Here is a 19,261-nt window from a genome sequence, read left to right as displayed (position 1 = left end):
GCGCCTGCGATCAAGCCAAGACATTGAAATAACCTTGTGTTCCTGCGAAGGCGGGAACATGGCGGGGCAGGCCGAATGGCGCGCAGGGGGTTTTCGCATTGGTTTCGACGGTATCGACGGTCGCCTATCTGGGGCTGGAGGCGCGTGGCGTGGAGGTGCAGTGCCAGCTTGTGCCCGGCCTGCCCAATTTCATCGTCGTTGGCTTGCCCGACAAGGCCGTGGCGGAGAGCAGGGAGCGGGTGCGCAACGCCATTGCCGCCATCGGGCTTTCGCTGCCGCCCAAGCGGATCACCGTCAACCTGTCGCCCGCCGATCTGCCCAAGGAGGGATCGCATTTCGATCTGCCGATAGCCCTGGCCCTGCTAGGGGCGATGGGGGTGATCGATGCCGAGACGCTGGCGGGCTATGTCGTCGTCGGGGAGTTGGGGCTGGATGGCCGCATCGCGCCGACGCCGGGGGTGCTGCTCGCCGCGTTGCATGCCGGTGAGCGGGAATTGGGGCTGGTCTGTCCGGTGGCGCAGGGCGCCGAGGCGGCCTGGGCCGGGCAGGTCGAGGTGATCGCCGCGCCGGACCTGTTGACGATCCTCAACCATTTCAAGGGGACCGCCGCTTTGTCGCCACCCCAGCCGGGCGAAGTGGAACCGCCGGTGCGGACCGCCGACCTGCGCCAGGTGAAGGGGCAGGAGACGGCCAAGCGGGCGCTGGAGATCGCGGCGGCGGGCGGTCACAATCTGCTGATGATCGGGCCACCGGGTGCGGGCAAGTCGCTGATGGCGAGCTGCCTGCCGGGGATATTGCCGGAACTGACGCCGGGCGAGGCGCTTGAAACCTCCATGGTGGCGAGCGTCGCCGGGACGCTGGAGGGGGGGCGGATCAGCCGGGCGCGGCCCTTCCGCAATCCGCATCATAGCGCGTCGATGGCGGCGTTGGTTGGCGGCGGACAGAAGGCGCGGCCGGGCGAAGTCAGCATGGCGCATCTGGGCGTGCTGTTTCTCGACGAATTGCCGGAGTTTCAACGGACCGTGCTGGATTCCCTGCGGCAGCCGCTGGAGTCGGGCGAGGTCACGGTGGCGCGGGCCAATGCGCATGTGACCTTTCCGGCGCGGGTGCAGTTGGTGGCAGCGATGAATCCGTGCCGTTGCGGGCATCTGGGCGATCCGGCGCTGGCTTGCTCAAGGGCGCCGCGCTGTGCGGCGGATTATCAGGCCAAGGTGTCGGGTCCGCTGCTCGACCGCATCGACCTGCATGTGGAGGTTCAGGCGGTGACGGCCGCGGATCTGGTCTTGCCGCCGCCCGCCGAAGGATCGGTCGAGGTCGCGGCGCGGGTCGCGGCGGCGCGCAATGTGCAGACGCGGCGTTATGAGGGGACGCGCGTGCGGACCAATGCCGAGGTGGATGGCGAGCGTTTGGAGGATGTCGCCGGGCCGGACCAGGCGGGGCGCGAACTGCTGGCGCAAGCCGCGGCGGCGATGAAGCTGTCGGCGCGGGGCTATACGCGGGTGCTGCGGGTGGCGCGGACGATCGCTGACCTCGCCGGGGCCGATCAGGTCGGACGCGTGCATGTCGCGGAGGCGCTGAGTTATCGAAGAAGGGCGCCGGTGAATTGATCGGGCGGGATAGGGTGGTTAGCGGACATTGATGTTGGTCTGCGCGATACGGCCATTCACCCCTTGATCCGCCCCACCATCGCCTGCCCCACCACCCTCTGACGCACATAGCGCCGCTTCAACAGCACGCTCGTCACCAGCAGCGGCACGCCAACGATTATGCAGATCGCCCCCAGCATCGGCGGCCAAAGCCCGAACAGGCTATGCACATTCAGCGCGGAAGGCGTCAGCAACAGCAGGAAGCCCGCCGTCAGCAGCCACAGCCCCCAACGGCGCGGTCTGACCGCCACCATGCGCATCTCATGCCGGTGCGCCTTGCGCCCTTCTTTGGTGGACAGATCGGGATGCTTCATCGCGGGCCACTAAAGCGGAAAAGCCCACCAACTGTCCAGCGCCACAACAGGGCTTCCGTTCGCGCGCCGCATCGGCTATCCAAGCGCCATCCCCGGGGGACCGTCCACAGACGGTTGAGAGGCGGCTGACGTGGCCGCGACCCGCTGAACCTGATCCGGATAAGACCGGCGTAGGGAGGGAACGGCTTGTTCGCTTGCAGCAGCCCGCGCCCATCCTCCGCCCCAGAGCGCAAAAAGAGGACGGCACGCCCATGAACACCATTTCCGTTCTGACCCTGCGTCTGGCCGAAGCCATAGGCCTTTACATGATCGTCATCGGCATGGGCGGCCTCACCGCCCCGCAACGCTGGCGGGCGATGATGGACGATCTGGAGCGCTCGCCGGGTCTGGTCATGGCGTTGGGCTTCCCGGTCTTCGCGGTCGGGGCGGCGCTGGTGCTGATCCACAGCATCTGGCGCGATCCGCTCTCCATCATCGTCTCGGCCATCGGTTATGCCGCCCTGATCGAAGGCGCGCTGCTGCTCGCCGTCCCCGGTCCGCTGATCAGGATTGGCCGCTGGTCGCTCAACTTCACCCGCGCCTGGGCGATCGTCTCGATCGTACTGGGCATCCTCCTGTTTCTCGCTGGCCTCACCGGCCGCGCCACCGTCATCGCCTGAAAGGAAAGCATATGGCCGACGTTGATTCGAAGATTGAACTGGCTTCCGATGGAAGCCAGCGGCCAGCCCGCACAGAGATGCGCGTCACCACCGGCCCCATCCGGGGCAGTCGCAAGATCCATGTCGGCCCCTTGAAGGTCGCGATGCGCGAGATCGACCTGGAACCGGGCAGCGGCGAGCCGCCCGTCCGCGTCTATGACACTTCCGGCCCCTATACCGATCCGAATGCGCGCATCGACATCATGGCGGGCCTCCCGCAACTGCGCCGCGACTGGATCATCGCCCGCGGCGATGTCGAGGAATATGACGCCCGGGCGATCAAGCCTGAAGACAATGGTCTCAAAGGCCCCGACCGCAGCGGCGGCGTCCAGCCCTTCCCGAACCTCGTCAAGCGCCCCCTGCGCGCCAAGGCTGGCGCCAACGTCTCCCAGATGCATTATGCCCGCCGTGGCATCATCACGCCGGAGATGGAATATGTGGCCGAGCGCGAAAATCTCGGCCGTGCCCGCCTCGCCGAATATGTGCGCGACGGCCATGACTGGGGCGCGGAAATCCCCGACTATGTGACGCCGGAGTTCGTCCGCGATGAGGTCGCGCGCGGCCGCGCCATCATCCCCAACAATATCAACCACCCGGAATCGGAACCGATGGCGATCGGCCGCAATTTCCTGGTGAAGATCAACGCCAATATCGGCAACAGCGCCGTCGCTTCGGACGTGGCGAGCGAAGTCGACAAGCTGGTCTGGTCGATCCGCTGGGGCGCCGACACGGTGATGGACCTGTCGACCGGCCGCAACATCCATGACACCCGCGAATGGATCATGCGCAACTCGCCGGTCCCGATCGGCACCGTGCCGATCTATCAGGCGCTGGAGAAGGTGGGCGGCATTGCCGAAGAACTGACCTGGGAAATCTTCCGCGACACGCTGATCGAGCAGGCCGAGCAGGGCGTCGACTATTTCACCATCCATGCGGGCGTGCGCCTGCCCTATATCCCGATGACCGCCAAGCGCGTCACCGGCATCGTCTCGCGCGGCGGGTCGATCATGGCGAAATGGTGCCTCGCCCATCACAAGGAAAGCTTCCTCTACGAGCATTTCGACGAGATCACGCAGATCATGAAGGCCTATGACATCGCCTATTCGCTGGGCGATGGCCTGCGTCCCGGTTCGATCGCGGACGCCAATGACGAGGCACAGTTTGCCGAGCTCTACACGCTGGGCGAACTCACCAAGCGCGCCTGGGAACAGGATGTGCAGGTGATGATCGAAGGCCCCGGCCATGTGCCGATGCACAAGATCAAGCAGAATATGGACAAGCAGCTTGAGGCCTGCGGCGAGGCGCCCTTCTACACGCTTGGGCCGCTCACCACCGACATCGCGCCGGGCTATGACCATATCACCAGCGGCATCGGTGCCGCGATGATCGGCTGGTACGGCACGGCGATGCTCTGCTATGTCACGCCCAAGGAGCATCTGGGCCTGCCCGACCGCGACGATGTGAAGGTCGGTGTCGTCACCTACAAGCTCGCCGCCCACGCCGCTGATCTGGCGAAGGGACACCCCGCCGCCAAGGTCCGCGACGATGCGCTTTCCCGCGCCCGTTTCGAATTCCGCTGGCGTGACCAGTTCAACCTGTCGCTCGACCCGGATACGGCGGAAAAATATCACGATCAGACGCTCCCGGCCGAAGGCGCCAAGAGCGCGCATTTCTGCTCCATGTGCGGCCCCAAATTCTGCTCGATGAAGATCACGCAGGAGGTGAGGGATTTCGCCGCGAAGCAGAACCAGCCCGCTGACAGCTTCCTCGCGGCGGAGGATGCCGAGAAGGGCATGGCCGAAATGAGCGAAATCTTCCGGCAGACAGGCAGCGAGCTTTATATGGGCGCCGGCGACCGGGAGCATGATTGAGGGGGCGGTCGTCTCGCGCTGGTTTGGCGTGAGTCGAATGGTGCTTTGGGCGGCCTTGACTCTGGTGTCAGCCGCCCCCGCTTTGGCGGCGCCCCGGCTGCCTGCCGAGGCAGGGGCGAAGCCTGACTTCTCCACCGTTCAAACGGCCGCTGCGGCCAAGGCGCTGGTTGCCAAGGGCAAGCTCGTGCCCATCCTTCTCTTCCCTGCTGAATTCGGGGGCGAAGCGATCCCGGAAAACATGATCTATATAACGCCCGAGGCGGCCGCAGCGCGAGAATTGCTGATCGGCACACTGACCCGGCTGATCAAGGAAGGAAGCATCGACAAGATGGAGGTGGAGCCCAGCTACAAAGGCCGCAGCTTCATCCCGACCGCGATCAGGATGAAAGCTTGGCACAGCAGCAAGCCCGGGAGCTTCGAACCGACCATCAGGGTCTGGTGATTGCGGGTGGATGGGGTCTTGCTTTGAGGCAAGCCATGGTCTCGCTAGAGCATCGTGCGGAAAAGTGGGAACCGACTTTCCGCTTAAAACGATGCGACAACAAGGAATTAGAGCACGCGCCCTGCGTCTGATTTAGCGCAGCGCGCTCTAGAGGATGTCCTATGGGGATGGTGGCAATGTGAGAAAGGGCAAGATTCGGCCTTCGTGGTAGATGGGTTGTAGATGAGCGTGGTAGATTTTGCCTCATGGCGATGCGCGAAAAGAGCGCCGTTGGCGAGGCGATTGTCTGTTCGCGCAGACCCGTGCTCATCGCCGGCGCGGAAAGCATCGCCGCTACCTGAAAGCGGGTCGCCCGTATCTATGATTGAGATTTGCGTGCAAAAGCCTGTTGTCGCACTGCAATCGCGCCGGAACATCACTGCGTCGTGCTGACCTTCAGGAGATGCCGGGACTAATACGAACCCGGATCACAGCCCCCAATTATGCCTTGGATAGCAAATCTCCGAAATATGGTTCCGGTCCAGCTGCGCCGCGGCCTCAGACGAACGGTCGACTTTCTGGAATGGTTTTCCGAACCCGTCCACCAGAGGGCGCCCGGTGTCTCGCTTCAGCCACAGGCGCAACAGGTGACGCTTGCGTTCGGGTTGCGGGAAATCGACATAACTGGTGCGGGAATGCAGCGCTGCATAGTTCAGCAGCCACTGGACGTCGCCGGGCCGGAAATCCATGGTGACCGGCAGGCCCGGGACCAGGAAAATCTCGTCGAGAAGGTCCAGCAATTCATATTGCTGCGGCGTCATGCGGGGCACTTCGGGATAATCCTGGGCTGACCGGATCACGTTCGACCCGGCATACATACTGAAGACGCCGTCGATGAAGGACACCATGGGCGACGAATAATAGCGCGCCGGAGCATCATGGTCCTGCCGGTACCAGTCATAGTGCCAGACATCGTACATCAGCGGGGCCAGGTCCGGACGCCGCCGGACGATCTCATTGTAGATGGTGACGCCGCTAATCAGGATGGACGCGCCGCCTTCGCGCGCGCCGCGCAGGCACATCAGGCCGACGACGTCGCTGCTGTCCGAATGGAAGTTCAGGCGGTCGCGCGTCCGGCTGGGCAAGGCGGATGGATCGTCCATGGTCTTGTTGCTGGTCGCCACGACATGGTCGAACAGGTCACCCAGGTTATTCTGCTCCATCGGTTTGCCCAGATGCAGGCCAAGGAGGTAGAAGATCGCCGCGCTCAGCGCATCGGAATATAGTTCCGAACGTAACCCCCGGACCAGGACGAAGCCACGCCCATTGTCCATGTCCGCGGCCCAGCTGGCCAGGCCCCTTGCCGTGACGGGCAGGGGATAGCGGTCAGCTGTTATGGTACGAAGGTCGGGATCGTCCATCAGGAATTGCGCGCCGACCTTTTCGATCTCGGCGATCTCCTCTGCGCTCAGCATGTAGAGCCAATCGGTCGAATCATTGATTTCATCGCCCGTCCATGCGGCCGGGGAAGTAATGATGTTTGCCTTTTCGAATGTCTTCGTTGTCAACCGGCGCGCAAAGTTGACCCCCTATCGGCGCCCAACATTGACCCCCTTTTCGTGAGTTCCGGCGGTTATCCCGGTAGTCCATAGGAGGGACCCGCGGACGCCGCCGCGCGCCGTCAGGAGCGCTGGCGGCGGCGTCCGCGGGAGGTACCTGTGGACCCACCGGGGTAACCGCCGGGGATGGGGGTCCGGGGGAAGGGGTTTTTCCTCGTCTCAGCTTCGGTTTTTGAACCGCCAGCTATCGTTGCCGGTCTCGATAATGTCGCAGTGGTGGGTGACGCGGTCCAGCAGCGCCGTTGTCATTTTGGCATCCTGGAAGACGCTCGGCCATTCGCCGAAGGCGAGATTGGTGGTGATGATCACCGAGGTCTTTTCGTAGAGTTTGCTGATCAGATGGAACAGCATCTGCCCTCCTGAACGGGCGAACGGCAGATACCCGAGTTCGTCCAGCACCACGACGTCCAGGCGGGCCATCTGGGCGGCCAGGTTGCCAGCCTTGGCCTGCCGGGTTTCCTCCTCCAGACGATTGACCAGGTCGACAGTATTGAAGAACCGTCCTCTCGACCCGGCACGAACCACGGCAGCGGCGATGGCAAGCGCGAGATGTGTCTTGCCGGTGCCGGTGCCACCAACCAGTACGATATTGCGCCTTTCCGGCAGGAATGAACCGGCATGGAGTGAACGCACCAGGCTTTCGTTGATCGGTGTATCGGCGAACACAAAGCCGTCGAGATCCTTGATGGCCGGCAGCCTGGCCGCAGTCATGCGGTATCGGATCGAAGCGGCTTCTCGATGCGCGCCTTCAGCGCGGAGCAGGTCGCCGAGCATCTCCATGGCGGTCCGGTCACGACGGACGCCGTTGGTAACGGCATCGTCGAACGCGGCGATCATGCCCTTTAGGCCCAGCCTCTTCAGGGCTGCCAACATCTCATGCCGCTGCATCGAGGCCTCGCACCATGTCATAACGCGCGCAGTCGGCGATGGGCGGATGCTTGAGCTTCAGATCGACCAGGACGCTGATGGCCTGGGTGGGCTGGGGTTCGCGTCGGCGCGACAGGATGTTGAGGATCACTTCGTCATTGGCCGTACCCGCCATCATAGCTTCGCGGACGGCAGCTTCGACCGCCTCCAGCCCATCTTCGGGCACTGCTGCCAGCACCCGGACGAAGCGCCGATCTGCGTCATCGCTTTTGCCCAGCTTGCGGCGCAGTTGGGCCAGGGCCGGCGGAAGATCCCAGTCCTGGAAGGGAGCGCCGTTGCGCAATGCTCCCGGCTTGCGGATCAGGACCGGCAGATAATGCCAAGGGTTGAACGCCGTCTGGTTGCGGCCGAACACGCGAGCATGCTCGGCAACCGCTTGGCCTGCACAACGGATGACGATCCTGTCGGCATAGGCGCGCAGTTGCACCGCCTCCCGGGCCGCACTCGCCATGACCGAGTATCGGTTGCGATCGAAGCTCACCAGGCAGGTTGCGCTCGCCACATGTTCGCTCTCGAAGAAGCCGTCAAAGGGCGTGGCCAATGACTGCAGCGAGGATCGTTCCATCTCCAGCGCCTGCGCAATGGTCATGTCTTCCAGATCTGGATGGGCATAACGCTCGGCCCACCGTCGGCACTCGGCCTCCAGCCAGGCGTTCAGCTCTTCGAGGCTGGCAAAGCGCAACCGGGGCTTGAACAGCCGCTCCCGGCTGGTCTGGACCTGGTTCTCGACCTGTCCCTTCTCCCAGCCTGCCGCCGGGCTGCAAGCCACAGGCTCGACGCCATAATGATCCGTCATGATCAGGAAGCGCCGGTTGAACACCCGCTCCTTGCCGGTGAACACGCTCGTCACCGCGGTCTTCATGTTGTCGTAAATGCCGCGCGTCGGCACCCCGCCAAAAAAGGCAAAGCCCCGGGCATGCGCGTCAAAGAGCATCTCCTGGGTCTCGCGCGGATAGGCCCGCACATACGGCGCCCGCGACCAGCACAACCGCATATGAGCCACCTTCACCCGCATCGGCTTGCCAGCGATCTCCACGTCCTCGTGGCTCCAGTCGAACTGATAGGCCTCGCCTGGCCGGAACATGAGCGGGATGAACACCTTGCTCATATCGCCGCCGTCGGTCCGGCGTTCGCGCTTCCAGCGTGCCGCATAGCGCCGAACCGCATCGTAAGAGCCGGTGAAACCCTCACGCTCCAGAAGATCGTGTATCCGTGTCAGCCGTAGCCGATCACGCCGGGGCCGTTCCTCGTTCTGCACCAACAACTCGTCCAGCCGTTCGCGAAATGGCCCGGTCTGCGGTCGAGGCTGCTCCTTGCGTTCGTAGCTGAAATCCGCCTCCGGCGCACGGATCGCCTTGCGCACCGTGTTGCGCGACAACCGTAAATCACGCGCGATCTCTTTGATCGGCTTACCTTCCCTGTGCTCCCTGCGAATCTTGGCAATAGTCTCCACAATCAACATCCCCATCCTCGCCGCCTGGAAGTCCAAGCCGCGACGCCTCACACTCTGGAATGATGGGGGTCAATTTTAGACGCCGATCACCCCGCTAAGGGGGTCAATTTTGCACGCCGCTCCACAGCCCCGCCACGCTGCGCAGAAAACCGCCATTTTTTTTGGGCCGTCACGCGGCGATACCCTCCCCGATACCTTTATACTTTTGTCGAGGTGGTTCGAGTCCTTCAAAGGAGTTTCAGGCCGAAAGCTGTCCGATCAGAAAGATGATTCGGGTGGCTCGCTTCCCCTCGCTCGGCACGAAAACCTAATTTTCGCACGACACAAAAATCTAAAAATCGAGCGGCCTAAACCAACCCGTCTCGTCACCATACCGTCGCCTGAATAAGCCCGTGCAGTTGGAAGCTGCATTAAGCCGCTTGCCAATGTCGGACGGCGGATCAGTTCCGCCAGGACCGGACCAGTCGGTCCGGCTGGAAAAGGAACTGATCGATGAACATGCACATATCCATTGCCACCTAAGCGAATCGCACGGCCCGTAGCGCTTGGGAAGAGGCGCTGGCAAACCGCAACGCCGCCAAGCGCGCATACGATCATTATCATACCACTGTCTGGCTACCGCTTGCCGATGAGTTAGACCGCATTTCTCCTCGCCCTGACCTGAGCTTCGAGATCGAGGCGCGAAGCGGCCAAGTAGCGCGCTATCTGGTCCCAGCAAACGACCTTCATTCCTGGGATGACCATTGGTCACCTGTTTTCCGGGAGAAGGCCGCAGCCATTCGCGAAGCGTGGTTGGCTTACCGGGTCGATTGTGAGCGCCTCGGCTGGGATGCGGCCTGCGATGAAAGCGAACGCCTATGAATATCCTGTGCGCGCTGGAAAGCACCTTGATCCTGATGTCGGCGCCAGACCAGACCGCGTTGATGTGGAAGCTGGCCGGCGTCGAAGCGATCGTCACGGATGCGGAGCGGGAAAGGGCGGCGAGCGACGAGCAACTGCTGATCGAAGTCGCCAAGGTTCTCGCGAACGACAATCAGGATGCCGAGCGACTGCGCGCCTTGCTGAAGCTGTTCGCCGCCTGATAATGGCCGTCCTCGTTGGGACGGCGTCGAGCTGTCAAGCCCCCACGTGTAAACTCCTGTGTTTATCTCACAAGAATTTTATTAAAGTTATGGCTTTATCAAATAGCTTGTGATATCAAGTCTCAGCTTGATGGATTGACAAGGATTGTAAAGGCAGGACCTTATGAAACCTGCAATTCGAAACCGAGCCCGAGAGCGGCTCGACAGCAAACTGGCCTCGATCAAGCCGATCGAGCGCTTTGCCATGCCCCCCAAAGGGTGGGTGCGCGCGATCCGCGATGCGATCGGCATGACCGGGGCGCAGCTGGCTCGAAGGCTCGGCATGACGGCGCAAGGCATCGTCAGCCTCGAGCGCTCGGAAGCAAGTGGCAAGATCCAGCTCAACACGCTGCGCCGGGCGGCCGAAGCGATGGACTGTATCCTGGTCTATGCCCTGGTGCCCAAAACGAGCCTTACAGAGATGGTGGACCACCGGGCGCGTGACATTGCCCTGCGGGCGCTGCGGCGCGTCTCTCACTCGATGGCGCTCGAGGATCAGCAGGTCGACCGCGATCTGGAGAAGCGAGTCCAGACCTATATCGACACGGCCCTGCGCGATCGTGACCTTTGGGAGTCGCTGTGACCGATCTGTTCGCGCAGCCCGATGACGCGACACCTCTCGACGCCGAAGAGCGCGAGAGACTGCTGCAGACCTGGATCACGACCCGCGCGGATCTGAACGAAGCCGAACAGGCCAATATTGATGGCGCGGTTGCCTGGACCGAACGACGCCGCGACGCCGACATCCTGACCGAAGGGTTTGTATTCGAGCTGCACAAGCGGATGTTCGGTGACGTCTGGTCGTGGGCGGGTTCGACCCGGAAAACGGGTAAGAATATCGGCATCGATCCCGTGCAGATCCACATTCAGCTTGGGGGTTTGCTGCGAGACGCGCGTTACTGGGTGGACAATGGGTCCTTCCCGCCGGACGAAATCGTGGTCCGGCTGCACCACGGGCTGGTCGCGATCCACCCCTTCCCTAACGGTAACGGCCGACACGCTCGGCTGGTGGCGGATTTGCTCATCGTCCAGCTCGGCGGCGCGCCCTTCAGCTGGGGCGGCGGGACGCTGCGCGACATCGGCACTTTGCGGGCCGAATATATCGCTGCGCTCCGCGCGGCCGACCAGCACGACTTCGCGCCGCTGCTGGCATTTGCGAGAAGCTGATGGCGAGCGCTTCACTCCCGGCCGGCGACGCCAGCTTCCGGCAGCTGCTGAGCTTCGTGCGCCTCCATTCCAAAGCGAAACCTCGATCTCGTCCGACACCGTCCACTCCGCTCAAAGAGCGGCAATCATCCCGGCGAATGGGCGCTGTGCAAGGCGGCCGTCAGACCCCGCTTCCTTCTGCTTGGCGGCCGGGAGATCGCTGGGCCTTTGTGACGACGTCCTGGCACAGGGCCTGGGCGGCCACGGGGTCGGTTTCGCGGTAGAGCATGGGGGCGAGCTTTTCGAGCATGTGGTGCTCGACATAATAGGCCAGCATGCAGAGCAGGACGTGGGCCTTTCCTCAGCGCGATCCTGCGTTGAAGGGCGGCGCGTTTACCGCGCCGCGGCGCACCACGCAAACGAAGGATGTCCTACCGCTCCATTTCGGTGGAATCTCCTCGTAGTGCAGCCCCTAAACCTGGCTGGCCGGCCAGTGGATCATATCGAACAATAGGTCGATTTCTGGCGCATGAAGCTTTTCCTCCTGTGGATCGGCGCCGAAGCGTAACCCTGGCTCTGCGCAGCGCAACTATCCGAAGTCACTTGCGAAGAAGAGATATTGCTGGGGTTCCAACAGGCGCCGATCGAGACCCCAGCGCCGTAGTATTTTTCATTCACTTCCAGCGACTTGGCCGAAATCTAAGCGGGTCCCGTCTCCGAGCCGATCCACAAGCGCGGATTTCAGAAATCAGCCTCGAAGACGTAAACGGCAGTTCTGTCGGCGTTTTAATCGCCTACATCGGCCAACCAAGCTGGCATGTCCCGCTTGGCATGAAGCACGCGCCAGACATCCACATGGGTCTCCAATTCAAGGTAGAAAACAAGCCAAGGAAATCCTTTCAGCCCTATGGTCCTCAACCCGGGTAAGTTCAGCTCATGAGACCATCGCGGAGATCCTGCCGCCGGCATTTCCCCTATAAAGGTATAGGCCTGTTCAAGCGCATCAATGAAACTGAAAGCCACATCCGCGCCAGCTTCGGCCGCGTAATGCTCGACCGCAAGGTCGACATCCGCCCGCGCTTTGGCGCGCGGTATGACCGGTTTTCCAGTCACGACCTCGTGCGTTGCGTCACACGGTCACGAAGGCCTTGGAAATATCCGGCGTCGGCTGGCGCTGTGGCTGCAGAACTGGCGCCGTCCAGGAGCATTTCGCGAAGGCGCTGAATGTCCTGATCCTTGCGGATTAATTCCCGCACATACTCGCTGCTCGTGCCGTAACCACGCACGTTAACCTGCTGATCCACAAACGCCTTGAGCGCATCCGGAAGCGAGATGTTCATCGTCGACATGGACTGTGATATAACGGATTTGGCAAAATTTGGCAAGATGTCACGGGGGGCAAATCGCCGTACACGGCACCGTTCCGATATCCTCCGATCGGCCAATTCTGGCCATCGGAGAACTATCATGGGACATTCGGACCTCGACCCCGCCATACACGATCTGCGCCCTTGGAATGCAGGGCAGAATATAGGGCCGAAGCGCCCATTCAAGCCGAGAGATATCTGGGCAAAGGGGAGAGAGCACCGTCGTCGCCCCAACACAAACCTGCCCTTTTCTTCCGCGCTTTTCTGCCTTCCAGCCGCATAGCCATGACATTATAAAATGTCAGATATGACAAACTGAGATGCAGTGTTTACCAAATATGGAAATTAAAGACAAAGCGCTATGCCTGCTTCGTCGTGAACGAAGGCTGGTTCGTAATGCTTGGCGAGCGCGCCGGTGATGCCTGTCGCGCGGAGTGCGTCGCGCCACGTGGCGGCTATCCGCTGCGCCATGTCGCGGATGAGTGCGCGCGCGTCCGCGTCGGCGATCTCGAAGAATTCCGCAGCTTCGAGCGCTCGCAGGATGGACCGTTCGTGACCGCCGCCTTCGAAGATTGCTGTTTCGAGGTGCGGATTGCGATCGGGCGCGGGATTGACGTCGAACATGGGGGAGAGGCGCCATTTGTCCGCGCCGACGTAGAGGAAACCGTGGTTCTTGAGATGGTCGTCCTTGTTGGAGACCAGGATGGTGAAGATGAGGCGCCGGTAGATTTCGAGGAAGTCTTCGACCGGATTGGGCCCGGCTTGCCGGATGAAGTCGGCGATTTCGGTATAGGAGCCAAGCTCGACTCCGGTTTTGCCAAGGGCCGTGCGCGCGGAGATATAGGGGATGCGGCCCGCACCCTGCCGGTCGAACCGCTTGATGAGAGCGACTGGGAAGGGCGTATCAACGAGTTCGAGGCGGACGTCGGGCACGCGGATGCCGCAGGAAGCGGCGAGGCGGAGCGTTGCGACCTCGACCCGCTCGACGGGCTGCTGGTCGTGGACGGAGGTGAACTTGGCGAGCCAAAGCGTGCCATCGTCGATGACATTGGCTTTCGGGCGGGCGCCGCCCGAGCCGCCAGCGCCCACAAGGGCCTGCATATCGGCCGCGGAGACCTCCTTGCCCTGCTCATAAGCGCGGGCGATGCCCGTAATTGCCTCGAGATCGACAAGGCGCGGGACCGCGTTGGGCGCGCCGCCCTGAATGACGGTGCCCTGATCGTCGACGAAGCGCAGCGCGCCCTGCCGGCAACTGTCGTCGGAAAGAGTGAGATATTCGAATTCCGAAAGGCCCGCGCCATAGGTCCGCTCGAGCAGCGTTCGCCCCCATGTGTCGGGCGCGGCGTCAGCGAAGACGCCGGCAAGCGCGTCGCGGACATTGCCGGACTGGCTCGAGGCATGGAAAGGGCCGCCTTCGAGCGGGAGGTCGGGCTGCAGCGCGAAGGCCGCCGCGCTCGCCGCCCAGGCCGGATCATAGGAAAAGACCGAGAACTGGCGCGGACCCGTGCGGGTGTAGCGCAGCTCTCCGACCTGGATCAGCTTCTCGCCGAGCGCGACCTTCGCGAACCAGTCGGCCATCAGAAGGCGACGCCGTCAGGATTAACCTCGGCCCCGCCGGACGCGGACTTCGTCTCGCCCTTCTTCTTTTGGCGGCGAAGGGTCGAGGCAAAGGTGCGGCCGCGCTGCGGCAGCTTCTCGGCGGCCAGCGCGAGGCCAAGCTCGTCGTGACGGACATCGACAAGATCGGCGAGACGATCGATCAGGCCCAGCGCGACGAGGACATCGGCAAGCGTGCCGATGCCTACGCCCGGATCACCGCTTTCCAGCCTCACGATCGTGCTCGCCGAGGTGCCCGCGCGCACCGCAAGGTCCGCGCGCGCGATATTGCGGCGCAGGCGCGCTGCGCGCATATCCCGGCCGAGCCTTGCGAGCGCGGATTTCGACTTGGGCGAGCTCATCTCAATTATCCATATATGACCGCTGACACCGCTTAGTGCGTCATATATGATAAATTAAGGTCAATTTCAATCCGAACCCGATGTAACACGTCCAGCATGTGGATCGGCGCCGATGCGTAACCCTGCCCTTGCGCAGCGCAACTATCTGAAATAACGTGCGAAATTGAGATAGTGCTGGGGTTCGAACCGGCGCCGATCGGGACCCCGGCGCCGTAGCATTTTTAGTTCACTTCCAGCGGCTTGGCCGAAATCTAAGCGGGTTCCGTCTCCAGGCCGATCCACATCTGCGGCCGTTCGCCGGCAATCAGCGCCCGTATGATATCGGGGATCAGTCGATCCTCGGCCCAGTCGCCGCCGCCGATCACATTCCCCGCCCGGGCCGATGCGATCTTTGGCCCGCCGGGGTAGGAGCGCCGATAGGCCGCGATGGCAAGTTCCGCCGCCCCCTTGCTGCTGCTGTACGGATCATAGCCGCCCATCGGATCATTTTCGCGATACGGCCAAACCCACTCGCGATTCTCGTAACATTTGTCGGTCGTGACGCAAACTGCCGCCCGAACGCTATCGATTGTGCGACAGGCCTCAAGCACATGAACCGTGCCCATGACGTTGGTCGCATAGGTTTCGACGGGGTTATCGTAAGAATAGCGTACCAGGGGCTGCGCAGCGAGATGAAACACTATCTCCGGTCGTGCGGCTTCGATGACCCTTGATACGGTCTGCAAGTCCCGCACGTCACCCTGCACATGATGCAGGATATCGCCAAGACGCGTCTGTTCGAAGAAGCTCGGCTCGGTCGGGGCAGGCAGCGACAGGCCAGTGACGTGGGCGCCCAGCCGATGCAACCACAGCGAAAGCCACCCGCCTTTGAAGCCGGTATGGCCAGTGACCAGCACGCGCCGGCCCTTCCAGGTCTTCACCAGGATTTCCAAGGCGCTCCCTGCTCCCAGAGGTTTTCAAGGTACAGCTTGTCGCGAAGCGTATCCATTGGATGCCAGAAGCCGTCGTGGCGATAGGCTACCAGTTCTCCTGTGGCGGCGAGATGTTCGAGCGGCTTCTGCTCCCAGATCGTGTCCGGTCCGTCGATAAGGTCGATCACCGATCGATCCACGACAAAGAAACCGCCGTTGATGAGGCCACCGTCTCCGGCGGGCTTTTCCCGGAAGCTGCGAACGAACTCGCCGTCGAACTCAATGGCGCCAAATCGGCCAGGCGGCGCAACCGCGGTGATCGTCGCACTCTTTCCGTGATTGCGGTGGAAGGCGATGAGTTCGGCAATGTCGATATCGGCCACGCCGTCGCCATAGGTGAAGCAGAAGGGCTGATCCTTGGCGATATGATTTGCGACCGCCTTGAGCCGGCCGCCTGTCTGAGCGTCAGCGCCAGTGTCGACCAGCGTAATCCGCCAAGGTTCACTCCGGTTCTGATGAACTTCGATATTATTGTTTTTCAGGTCGATCGTTACGTCAGCGGTATGAAGGAAGTAATTGGCGAAATACTCCTTGATCATGTAGCCTTTATAACCAAGACAGACGATGAAATCGTTCACGCCCGCTGCCGAATAGATTTTCATGATGTGCCAGATGATCGGCATTCCGCCGATTTCGACCATGGGCTTTGGTCGGACGGACGTTTCCTCGCCCAGCCGCGTACCTAATCCACCGGCAAGAATGACTGCCTGCATCAACTTACCCCCAGCGATGCCGCTCTTTCCTTTGGCGATCGCCCTCCTAGTTCGTATCTTCCGGACCTCTCCCGAACGGTCCATTCCCTTACCGCTCTTCATCCTAACGCTGCGTTAAGGTTGCTGCCATTGAAATCTGAACGGGTTGATGAGGGATGCATGCCAGCACGGTGACAGAACCCAATCCGAAATTCCGGCACGTCCACCTTTTGTCCTGTGAGAGCCGGGGAGGATGCAGCAGCGCGCTCGTATTTGGTACGCCCCTGTCATAGGCCCATATAATGGCGGTATCCGATCGCCCCTTTGTTAGCGCTAGCACCGTCGGATAGGGATCGGCGTTTAAGGCATAGCGTGGAATTAGGACTTCGACGGGTCGGCCGCTACGGCGAAAAAAGAACCCACCGACGTCGGCCAGCTTGTCCGGCTTGCCCATCAGAGCGGTGGGATTATCCCAGAGATAGACCAGCCGATGTGCGTCACTGTTTTGCATGATCCACTCCGAGGGCTGCTCGAAATTGAACCCATAGCGGTGATCATCCAGGGGATCGGTAATACGCTTTATAAGCGGCGGCAGCGACGAACCGATCAATAGCAAGATGATAGCCATCGGTGCCGCCGGAACCAGCTGTTTGACATCGCGAAGAACGATGGGAATCAGCAGGGAAACTGCTCCCACATAAGGAAGCAGGTATCGCATCGAGTAGCTTGGCCGGACAAAGCCCATCGCGACAACACAAGCCGCCGACAGTAGCCCGGTGCAGATGAGTACCATTTCGGGCGAGAAGCGGGGGGAAACTGGTTCCGTCGATCGGGCTTTACCAAAGCGAGCATAGGCCCATACAGGCAGCATGAACCCCAGTGCGATCAGCGTGGCTACAGACCCGCACAGGAACAGAGGCGCAAACAGTGCCTCTTTCCAGCTCAAGAGCTGATACCAGCTATATCCCGAACCGGCAAAATCCAGCACGACATGCAGGTGCCAGCTCATCCAAGCCGCCATGGGCACCAGTATGAACGCTGCTGGCCAGGTACGGAGCGCGACCCGCTGCCAGATCATCAGATAAGCGATGCCTTGGATGCCGGCGATCACGGCGGCATGATAGTGTGTCAGGACTGCCAGGGCGGACACGCCAGCCCAAAGGCCGGCGCGCGCGGTGGTCGGGGCTTGCATGAGGCGTAGGAAGCAGACCGCCTGCACGCATCCCAGAAATAGCATCAGGGAATAAGGGCGAGCCTCGGTCGCGATGCTGAAGCCCGGTTGCCACAGGGCGATACTAAGTGCCCATAAATATCGGATCGTCCGATCTTCATGCCCTTTCCAGAGAAGGAAAGCAGGCGCGGCCATGGAGAAAAACAGGGCGGGAATTCTCAATGCCGCGTTGCTGTCGCCCGCTACCTTTTCCCACGTCCAAAGGACGGAATAATAAAGCGGACCGCTCAATTCGTTGAGGCACCAGTCGATCAAGCCCCTGAGGTTCGGCTGCGCCGCGATCGTGGCGCTGAAATTCTCATCCAGCCAAAGTGGCGTGAAGAGTCCGGATGCAAAGATATTGGCAAGGAACAACAAAAACGCCGTGATCAGCACAGCACGCGGAATATCACCCGAAAACAAGGATGGTGACGCTGTCCGATCCAGCGCGATTGATGCCATAATAGAGCCTCTTTTGCCTGCCCGGGTCCCGACCCTGCGCTTAAATTTTATAAAAACATCGCCAATATATATGGCTATCATTTACTGTTCATCGACTGATAACTCTTCACGCTTCAATCGAAGTCCTGGTAATGGAACGGGGCGTGAGGTTGCCCAAGATTCGATGAAATAATAGGAGATTGCCCCTGCGAGCAACGATATTCCCAAAAGGAAGAGGGCGCCCGAATTCGGCAGCAGCCACAAAAGCGGGATGTGCCACAAATAGGTTCCATAGGAGATTTTTCCGAGCCATCGAAGCATTGGGTTCATCAAGATCGCGGGTGGGTTAGCAATCACTAAAACCGTTGCTACCTCTGCGACTGCTACCGTGTATGCGAAGGTCAGAGTTGCCTTGCCCCCGATGAAGAGCGCCACGAGTACCCCGAGAGCGATGCGGCCGCGATTAGTGCGCAGAGGCCTGAGCGCCAGCGCGGCGCCTAGTAGCAAGCCGGTCGCATGGAACGGGATGAGATAGTAGGGAGCTGGATCCGGCGGCAGGAATGCCGTCATGGCACAACGGGCGATCGTTACAATTACCCAGACCGACAGAAGGCCGTGAACAGCGCGGTCCCTTGGTAGCCTAACCAGCCAAAGCATAATCGGTGGCCAGAGCAGATAGAATTGCTCTTCAATACTGAGCGACCATGTATGCGACAGCGGAGACTCTCTGGCGCCTGCCTGAATCCAAAAATTGGGAGTGTAGGTAGCTGCAGCGGCTATATCCTGCGTCATAGTTGCAGGATTGGGCCAGAAATATGGCCCGGCAGCGGCACAGAAGGCCAGCATGGCGAGGAGTGCCGGTCCCAAACGACGAATACGCCGCAAGAGGAAAGCACGATATTCGATCTTACCCGTTTCTTGATGCTCTGTGGCCAGCAACATCGTAATGAGGTAGCCGGAAAGGACGAAAAAGACGTCCACTCCCAGAGCGCCGCCGTTCATCACATTCCGCTGAAAATGGAATGCCATTACCGAAAGCAACGCGAGCCCGCGTAGGCCGTCAAGCGATGGCTGATACTTTAGACGCACCGATAGTCCCCCTGCGGGACATTATGCAGGTAAAAACAGTCCAATCAATAACTTGAGGCAACACGAGAAAACGGCGCGATCGTCGTCGGTCAGCGCCTCATGAAGACTGCCGACCAGCCGGTCGAGCGTTGCCTGATGATCGTTGTAGCTGAACGGCTCGAACGGCATACCTTCGAATTGCGAGCGCAAAGTCGCGCGCTGGTCTCTGCGCTGTGTATCGATCAGTTCAGCGATCGGGCGACCGTGGCTGACCAGCGCGGCGACCATGCCGAGCCGGACTTCATCGGTCATGCGTGAACCGACGATCGAGCAATTCC

Annotated in this window: 20 protein-coding genes and 1 riboswitch; of the genes, 7 read left to right on the top strand and 13 right to left on the bottom strand. The window is 61.3% G+C overall.

Going from position 1 to position 19,261, the window contains the following annotated elements; genetic code table 11:
* Positions 1-98: 98 nt before the first annotated feature.
* Entirely contained in the window at positions 99-1,607 is a 1,509-nt protein-coding gene (locus VVT58_RS11855; RefSeq protein WP_087574283.1) for a YifB family Mg chelatase-like AAA ATPase, read from the top strand.
* Positions 1,608-1,663: 56 nt separating this feature from the next.
* Here the strand turns inward: VVT58_RS11855 and VVT58_RS11850 are convergent, their stop codons facing one another.
* Complete coding sequence (locus VVT58_RS11850; RefSeq protein WP_066553371.1) at positions 1,664-1,960, bottom strand: hypothetical protein; 297 nt, start codon at positions 1,958-1,960, stop codon at positions 1,664-1,666.
* A gap of 83 nt (positions 1,961-2,043) precedes the next feature.
* Positions 2,044-2,154: riboswitch (TPP riboswitch) on the top strand.
* 57 nt (positions 2,155-2,211) lie between these two features.
* Here VVT58_RS11850 and VVT58_RS11845 point away from each other — a divergent pair.
* From VVT58_RS11845 to VVT58_RS11835, 3 genes are read left to right on the top strand one after another with little or no spacing between them, the layout of a single operon-like run.
* Positions 2,212-2,619 (top strand): DUF2065 family protein, encoded by a 408-nt coding sequence (locus tag VVT58_RS11845; RefSeq protein WP_087574295.1) that lies wholly within the window; start codon positions 2,212-2,214, stop codon positions 2,617-2,619.
* 11 nt (positions 2,620-2,630) lie between these two features.
* Positions 2,631-4,529: a phosphomethylpyrimidine synthase ThiC gene (gene thiC / locus VVT58_RS11840; protein WP_327754343.1), complete on the top strand. Its 1,899-nt coding sequence runs from the start codon at positions 2,631-2,633 to the stop codon at positions 4,527-4,529.
* On the top strand, positions 4,522-4,971 hold the full coding sequence (locus VVT58_RS11835) for a hypothetical protein (RefSeq protein ID WP_327754344.1): 450 nt from the start codon (positions 4,522-4,524) through the stop codon (positions 4,969-4,971). The genes thiC and VVT58_RS11835 overlap by 8 nt, the downstream gene beginning before the upstream one ends.
* 467 nt (positions 4,972-5,438) lie before the next feature.
* Here the strand turns inward: VVT58_RS11835 and VVT58_RS11830 are convergent, their stop codons facing one another.
* The 3 genes from VVT58_RS11830 to istA form a co-directional block, all read right to left on the bottom strand.
* Positions 5,439-6,518: a TauD/TfdA family dioxygenase gene (locus VVT58_RS11830; RefSeq protein ID WP_327754345.1), complete on the bottom strand. Its 1,080-nt coding sequence runs from the start codon at positions 6,516-6,518 to the stop codon at positions 5,439-5,441.
* Positions 6,519-6,728: 210 nt separating this feature from the next.
* The gene (gene istB, locus VVT58_RS11825; protein WP_327754306.1) at positions 6,729-7,457 is read right to left on the bottom strand and encodes an IS21-like element helper ATPase IstB; all 729 of its coding nucleotides are present in this window, start codon (positions 7,455-7,457) and stop codon (positions 6,729-6,731) included.
* Positions 7,444-8,958, bottom strand: coding sequence for an IS21 family transposase (gene istA / locus VVT58_RS11820; RefSeq protein WP_176597709.1), 1,515 nt, complete (start codon positions 8,956-8,958; stop codon positions 7,444-7,446). The genes istB and istA overlap by 14 nt, the downstream gene beginning before the upstream one ends.
* 848 nt (positions 8,959-9,806) lie before the next feature.
* On the opposite strand from istA, the gene VVT58_RS11815 reads away from it, so the two are divergent.
* The 3 genes from VVT58_RS11815 to VVT58_RS11805 all read left to right on the top strand — a co-directional run bounded on the left by VVT58_RS11815 (position 9,807) and on the right by VVT58_RS11805 (position 11,237).
* Positions 9,807-10,031: a hypothetical protein gene (locus tag VVT58_RS11815; RefSeq protein ID WP_066553482.1), complete on the top strand. Its 225-nt coding sequence runs from the start codon at positions 9,807-9,809 to the stop codon at positions 10,029-10,031.
* A 163-nt stretch (positions 10,032-10,194) separates the two neighbouring features.
* The gene (locus VVT58_RS11810) at positions 10,195-10,653 is read left to right on the top strand and encodes a mobile mystery protein A (RefSeq protein WP_066553499.1); all 459 of its coding nucleotides are present in this window, start codon (positions 10,195-10,197) and stop codon (positions 10,651-10,653) included.
* The gene (locus tag VVT58_RS11805; RefSeq protein WP_327753144.1) at positions 10,650-11,237 is read left to right on the top strand and encodes a mobile mystery protein B; all 588 of its coding nucleotides are present in this window, start codon (positions 10,650-10,652) and stop codon (positions 11,235-11,237) included. Before VVT58_RS11810 ends, VVT58_RS11805 begins: the two co-directional genes overlap by 4 nt.
* Positions 11,238-12,002: 765 nt before the next feature.
* Here VVT58_RS11805 and VVT58_RS11800 read toward each other — a convergent pair.
* The 9 genes from VVT58_RS11800 to VVT58_RS11760 all read right to left on the bottom strand — a co-directional run bounded on the left by VVT58_RS11800 (position 12,003) and on the right by VVT58_RS11760 (position 19,235).
* A complete protein-coding gene (locus tag VVT58_RS11800) occupies positions 12,003-12,329 on the bottom strand; it encodes a type II toxin-antitoxin system RelE/ParE family toxin (RefSeq protein WP_176597169.1) in 327 nt (108 codons plus the stop codon).
* Positions 12,326-12,565, bottom strand: coding sequence for a type II toxin-antitoxin system ParD family antitoxin (locus VVT58_RS11795; RefSeq protein WP_066553442.1), 240 nt, complete (start codon positions 12,563-12,565; stop codon positions 12,326-12,328). Before VVT58_RS11795 ends, VVT58_RS11800 begins: the two co-directional genes overlap by 4 nt.
* Positions 12,566-12,928: 363 nt before the next feature.
* Entirely contained in the window at positions 12,929-14,161 is a 1,233-nt protein-coding gene (locus tag VVT58_RS11790; protein WP_327753143.1) for a HipA domain-containing protein, read from the bottom strand.
* Complete coding sequence (locus VVT58_RS11785; RefSeq protein WP_066553506.1) at positions 14,161-14,541, bottom strand: helix-turn-helix domain-containing protein; 381 nt, start codon at positions 14,539-14,541, stop codon at positions 14,161-14,163. Before VVT58_RS11785 ends, VVT58_RS11790 begins: the two co-directional genes overlap by 1 nt.
* A gap of 251 nt (positions 14,542-14,792) precedes the next feature.
* Positions 14,793-15,461, bottom strand: a complete 669-nt coding sequence (gene rfbG, locus VVT58_RS11780; protein WP_327753142.1) for a CDP-glucose 4,6-dehydratase — start codon at positions 15,459-15,461, stop codon at positions 14,793-14,795.
* Entirely contained in the window at positions 15,458-16,225 is a 768-nt protein-coding gene (rfbF, locus tag VVT58_RS11775; RefSeq protein WP_327753141.1) for a glucose-1-phosphate cytidylyltransferase, read from the bottom strand. Before rfbF ends, rfbG begins: the two co-directional genes overlap by 4 nt.
* A gap of 103 nt (positions 16,226-16,328) precedes the next feature.
* Positions 16,329-17,876 (bottom strand): hypothetical protein, encoded by a 1,548-nt coding sequence (locus tag VVT58_RS11770; protein ID WP_327753140.1) that lies wholly within the window; start codon positions 17,874-17,876, stop codon positions 16,329-16,331.
* Positions 17,877-17,957: 81 nt separating this feature from the next.
* Positions 17,958-18,944, bottom strand: a complete 987-nt coding sequence (locus VVT58_RS11765; RefSeq protein ID WP_327753139.1) for an acyltransferase — start codon at positions 18,942-18,944, stop codon at positions 17,958-17,960.
* 21 nt (positions 18,945-18,965) lie between these two features.
* Entirely contained in the window at positions 18,966-19,235 is a 270-nt protein-coding gene (locus VVT58_RS11760) for a hypothetical protein (protein ID WP_327753138.1), read from the bottom strand.
* Positions 19,236-19,261 lie beyond the last annotated feature (26 nt).

Source organism: Sphingobium sp. SJ10-10, from assembly GCF_036038995.2.
Lineage (GTDB): Bacteria > Pseudomonadota > Alphaproteobacteria > Sphingomonadales > Sphingomonadaceae > Sphingobium.
The sequence above is the reverse complement of the archived record's forward strand: the minus strand, read 5'-3'. Positions and strand labels throughout refer to the sequence as shown.

Excerpts from the sequence above, each read along its gene's own strand:
- VVT58_RS11850 (WP_066553371.1), bottom strand. The coding sequence starts at position 1,960 with ATGAAGCATCCCGATCTGTCCACCAAAGAAGGGCGCAAGGCGCACCGG.
- VVT58_RS11845 (WP_087574295.1), top strand. The coding sequence starts at position 2,212 with ATGAACACCATTTCCGTTCTGACCCTGCGTCTGGCCGAAGCCATAGGC.
- thiC (WP_327754343.1), top strand. The coding sequence starts at position 2,631 with ATGGCCGACGTTGATTCGAAGATTGAACTGGCTTCCGATGGAAGCCAG.
- VVT58_RS11835 (WP_327754344.1), top strand. The coding sequence starts at position 4,522 with ATGATTGAGGGGGCGGTCGTCTCGCGCTGGTTTGGCGTGAGTCGAATG.
- istB (WP_327754306.1), bottom strand. The coding sequence starts at position 7,457 with ATGCAGCGGCATGAGATGTTGGCAGCCCTGAAGAGGCTGGGCCTAAAG.
- istA (WP_176597709.1), bottom strand. The coding sequence starts at position 8,958 with ATGTTGATTGTGGAGACTATTGCCAAGATTCGCAGGGAGCACAGGGAA.
- VVT58_RS11815 (WP_066553482.1), top strand. The coding sequence starts at position 9,807 with ATGAATATCCTGTGCGCGCTGGAAAGCACCTTGATCCTGATGTCGGCG.
- VVT58_RS11810 (WP_066553499.1), top strand. The coding sequence starts at position 10,195 with ATGAAACCTGCAATTCGAAACCGAGCCCGAGAGCGGCTCGACAGCAAA.
- VVT58_RS11795 (WP_066553442.1), bottom strand. The coding sequence starts at position 12,565 with ATGTCGACGATGAACATCTCGCTTCCGGATGCGCTCAAGGCGTTTGTG.
- VVT58_RS11790 (WP_327753143.1), bottom strand. The coding sequence starts at position 14,161 with ATGGCCGACTGGTTCGCGAAGGTCGCGCTCGGCGAGAAGCTGATCCAG.
- VVT58_RS11785 (WP_066553506.1), bottom strand. The coding sequence starts at position 14,541 with ATGAGCTCGCCCAAGTCGAAATCCGCGCTCGCAAGGCTCGGCCGGGAT.
- rfbF (WP_327753141.1), bottom strand. The coding sequence starts at position 16,225 with ATGCAGGCAGTCATTCTTGCCGGTGGATTAGGTACGCGGCTGGGCGAG.
- VVT58_RS11770 (WP_327753140.1), bottom strand. The coding sequence starts at position 17,876 with ATGGCATCAATCGCGCTGGATCGGACAGCGTCACCATCCTTGTTTTCG.
- VVT58_RS11760 (WP_327753138.1), bottom strand. The coding sequence starts at position 19,235 with ATGACCGATGAAGTCCGGCTCGGCATGGTCGCCGCGCTGGTCAGCCAC.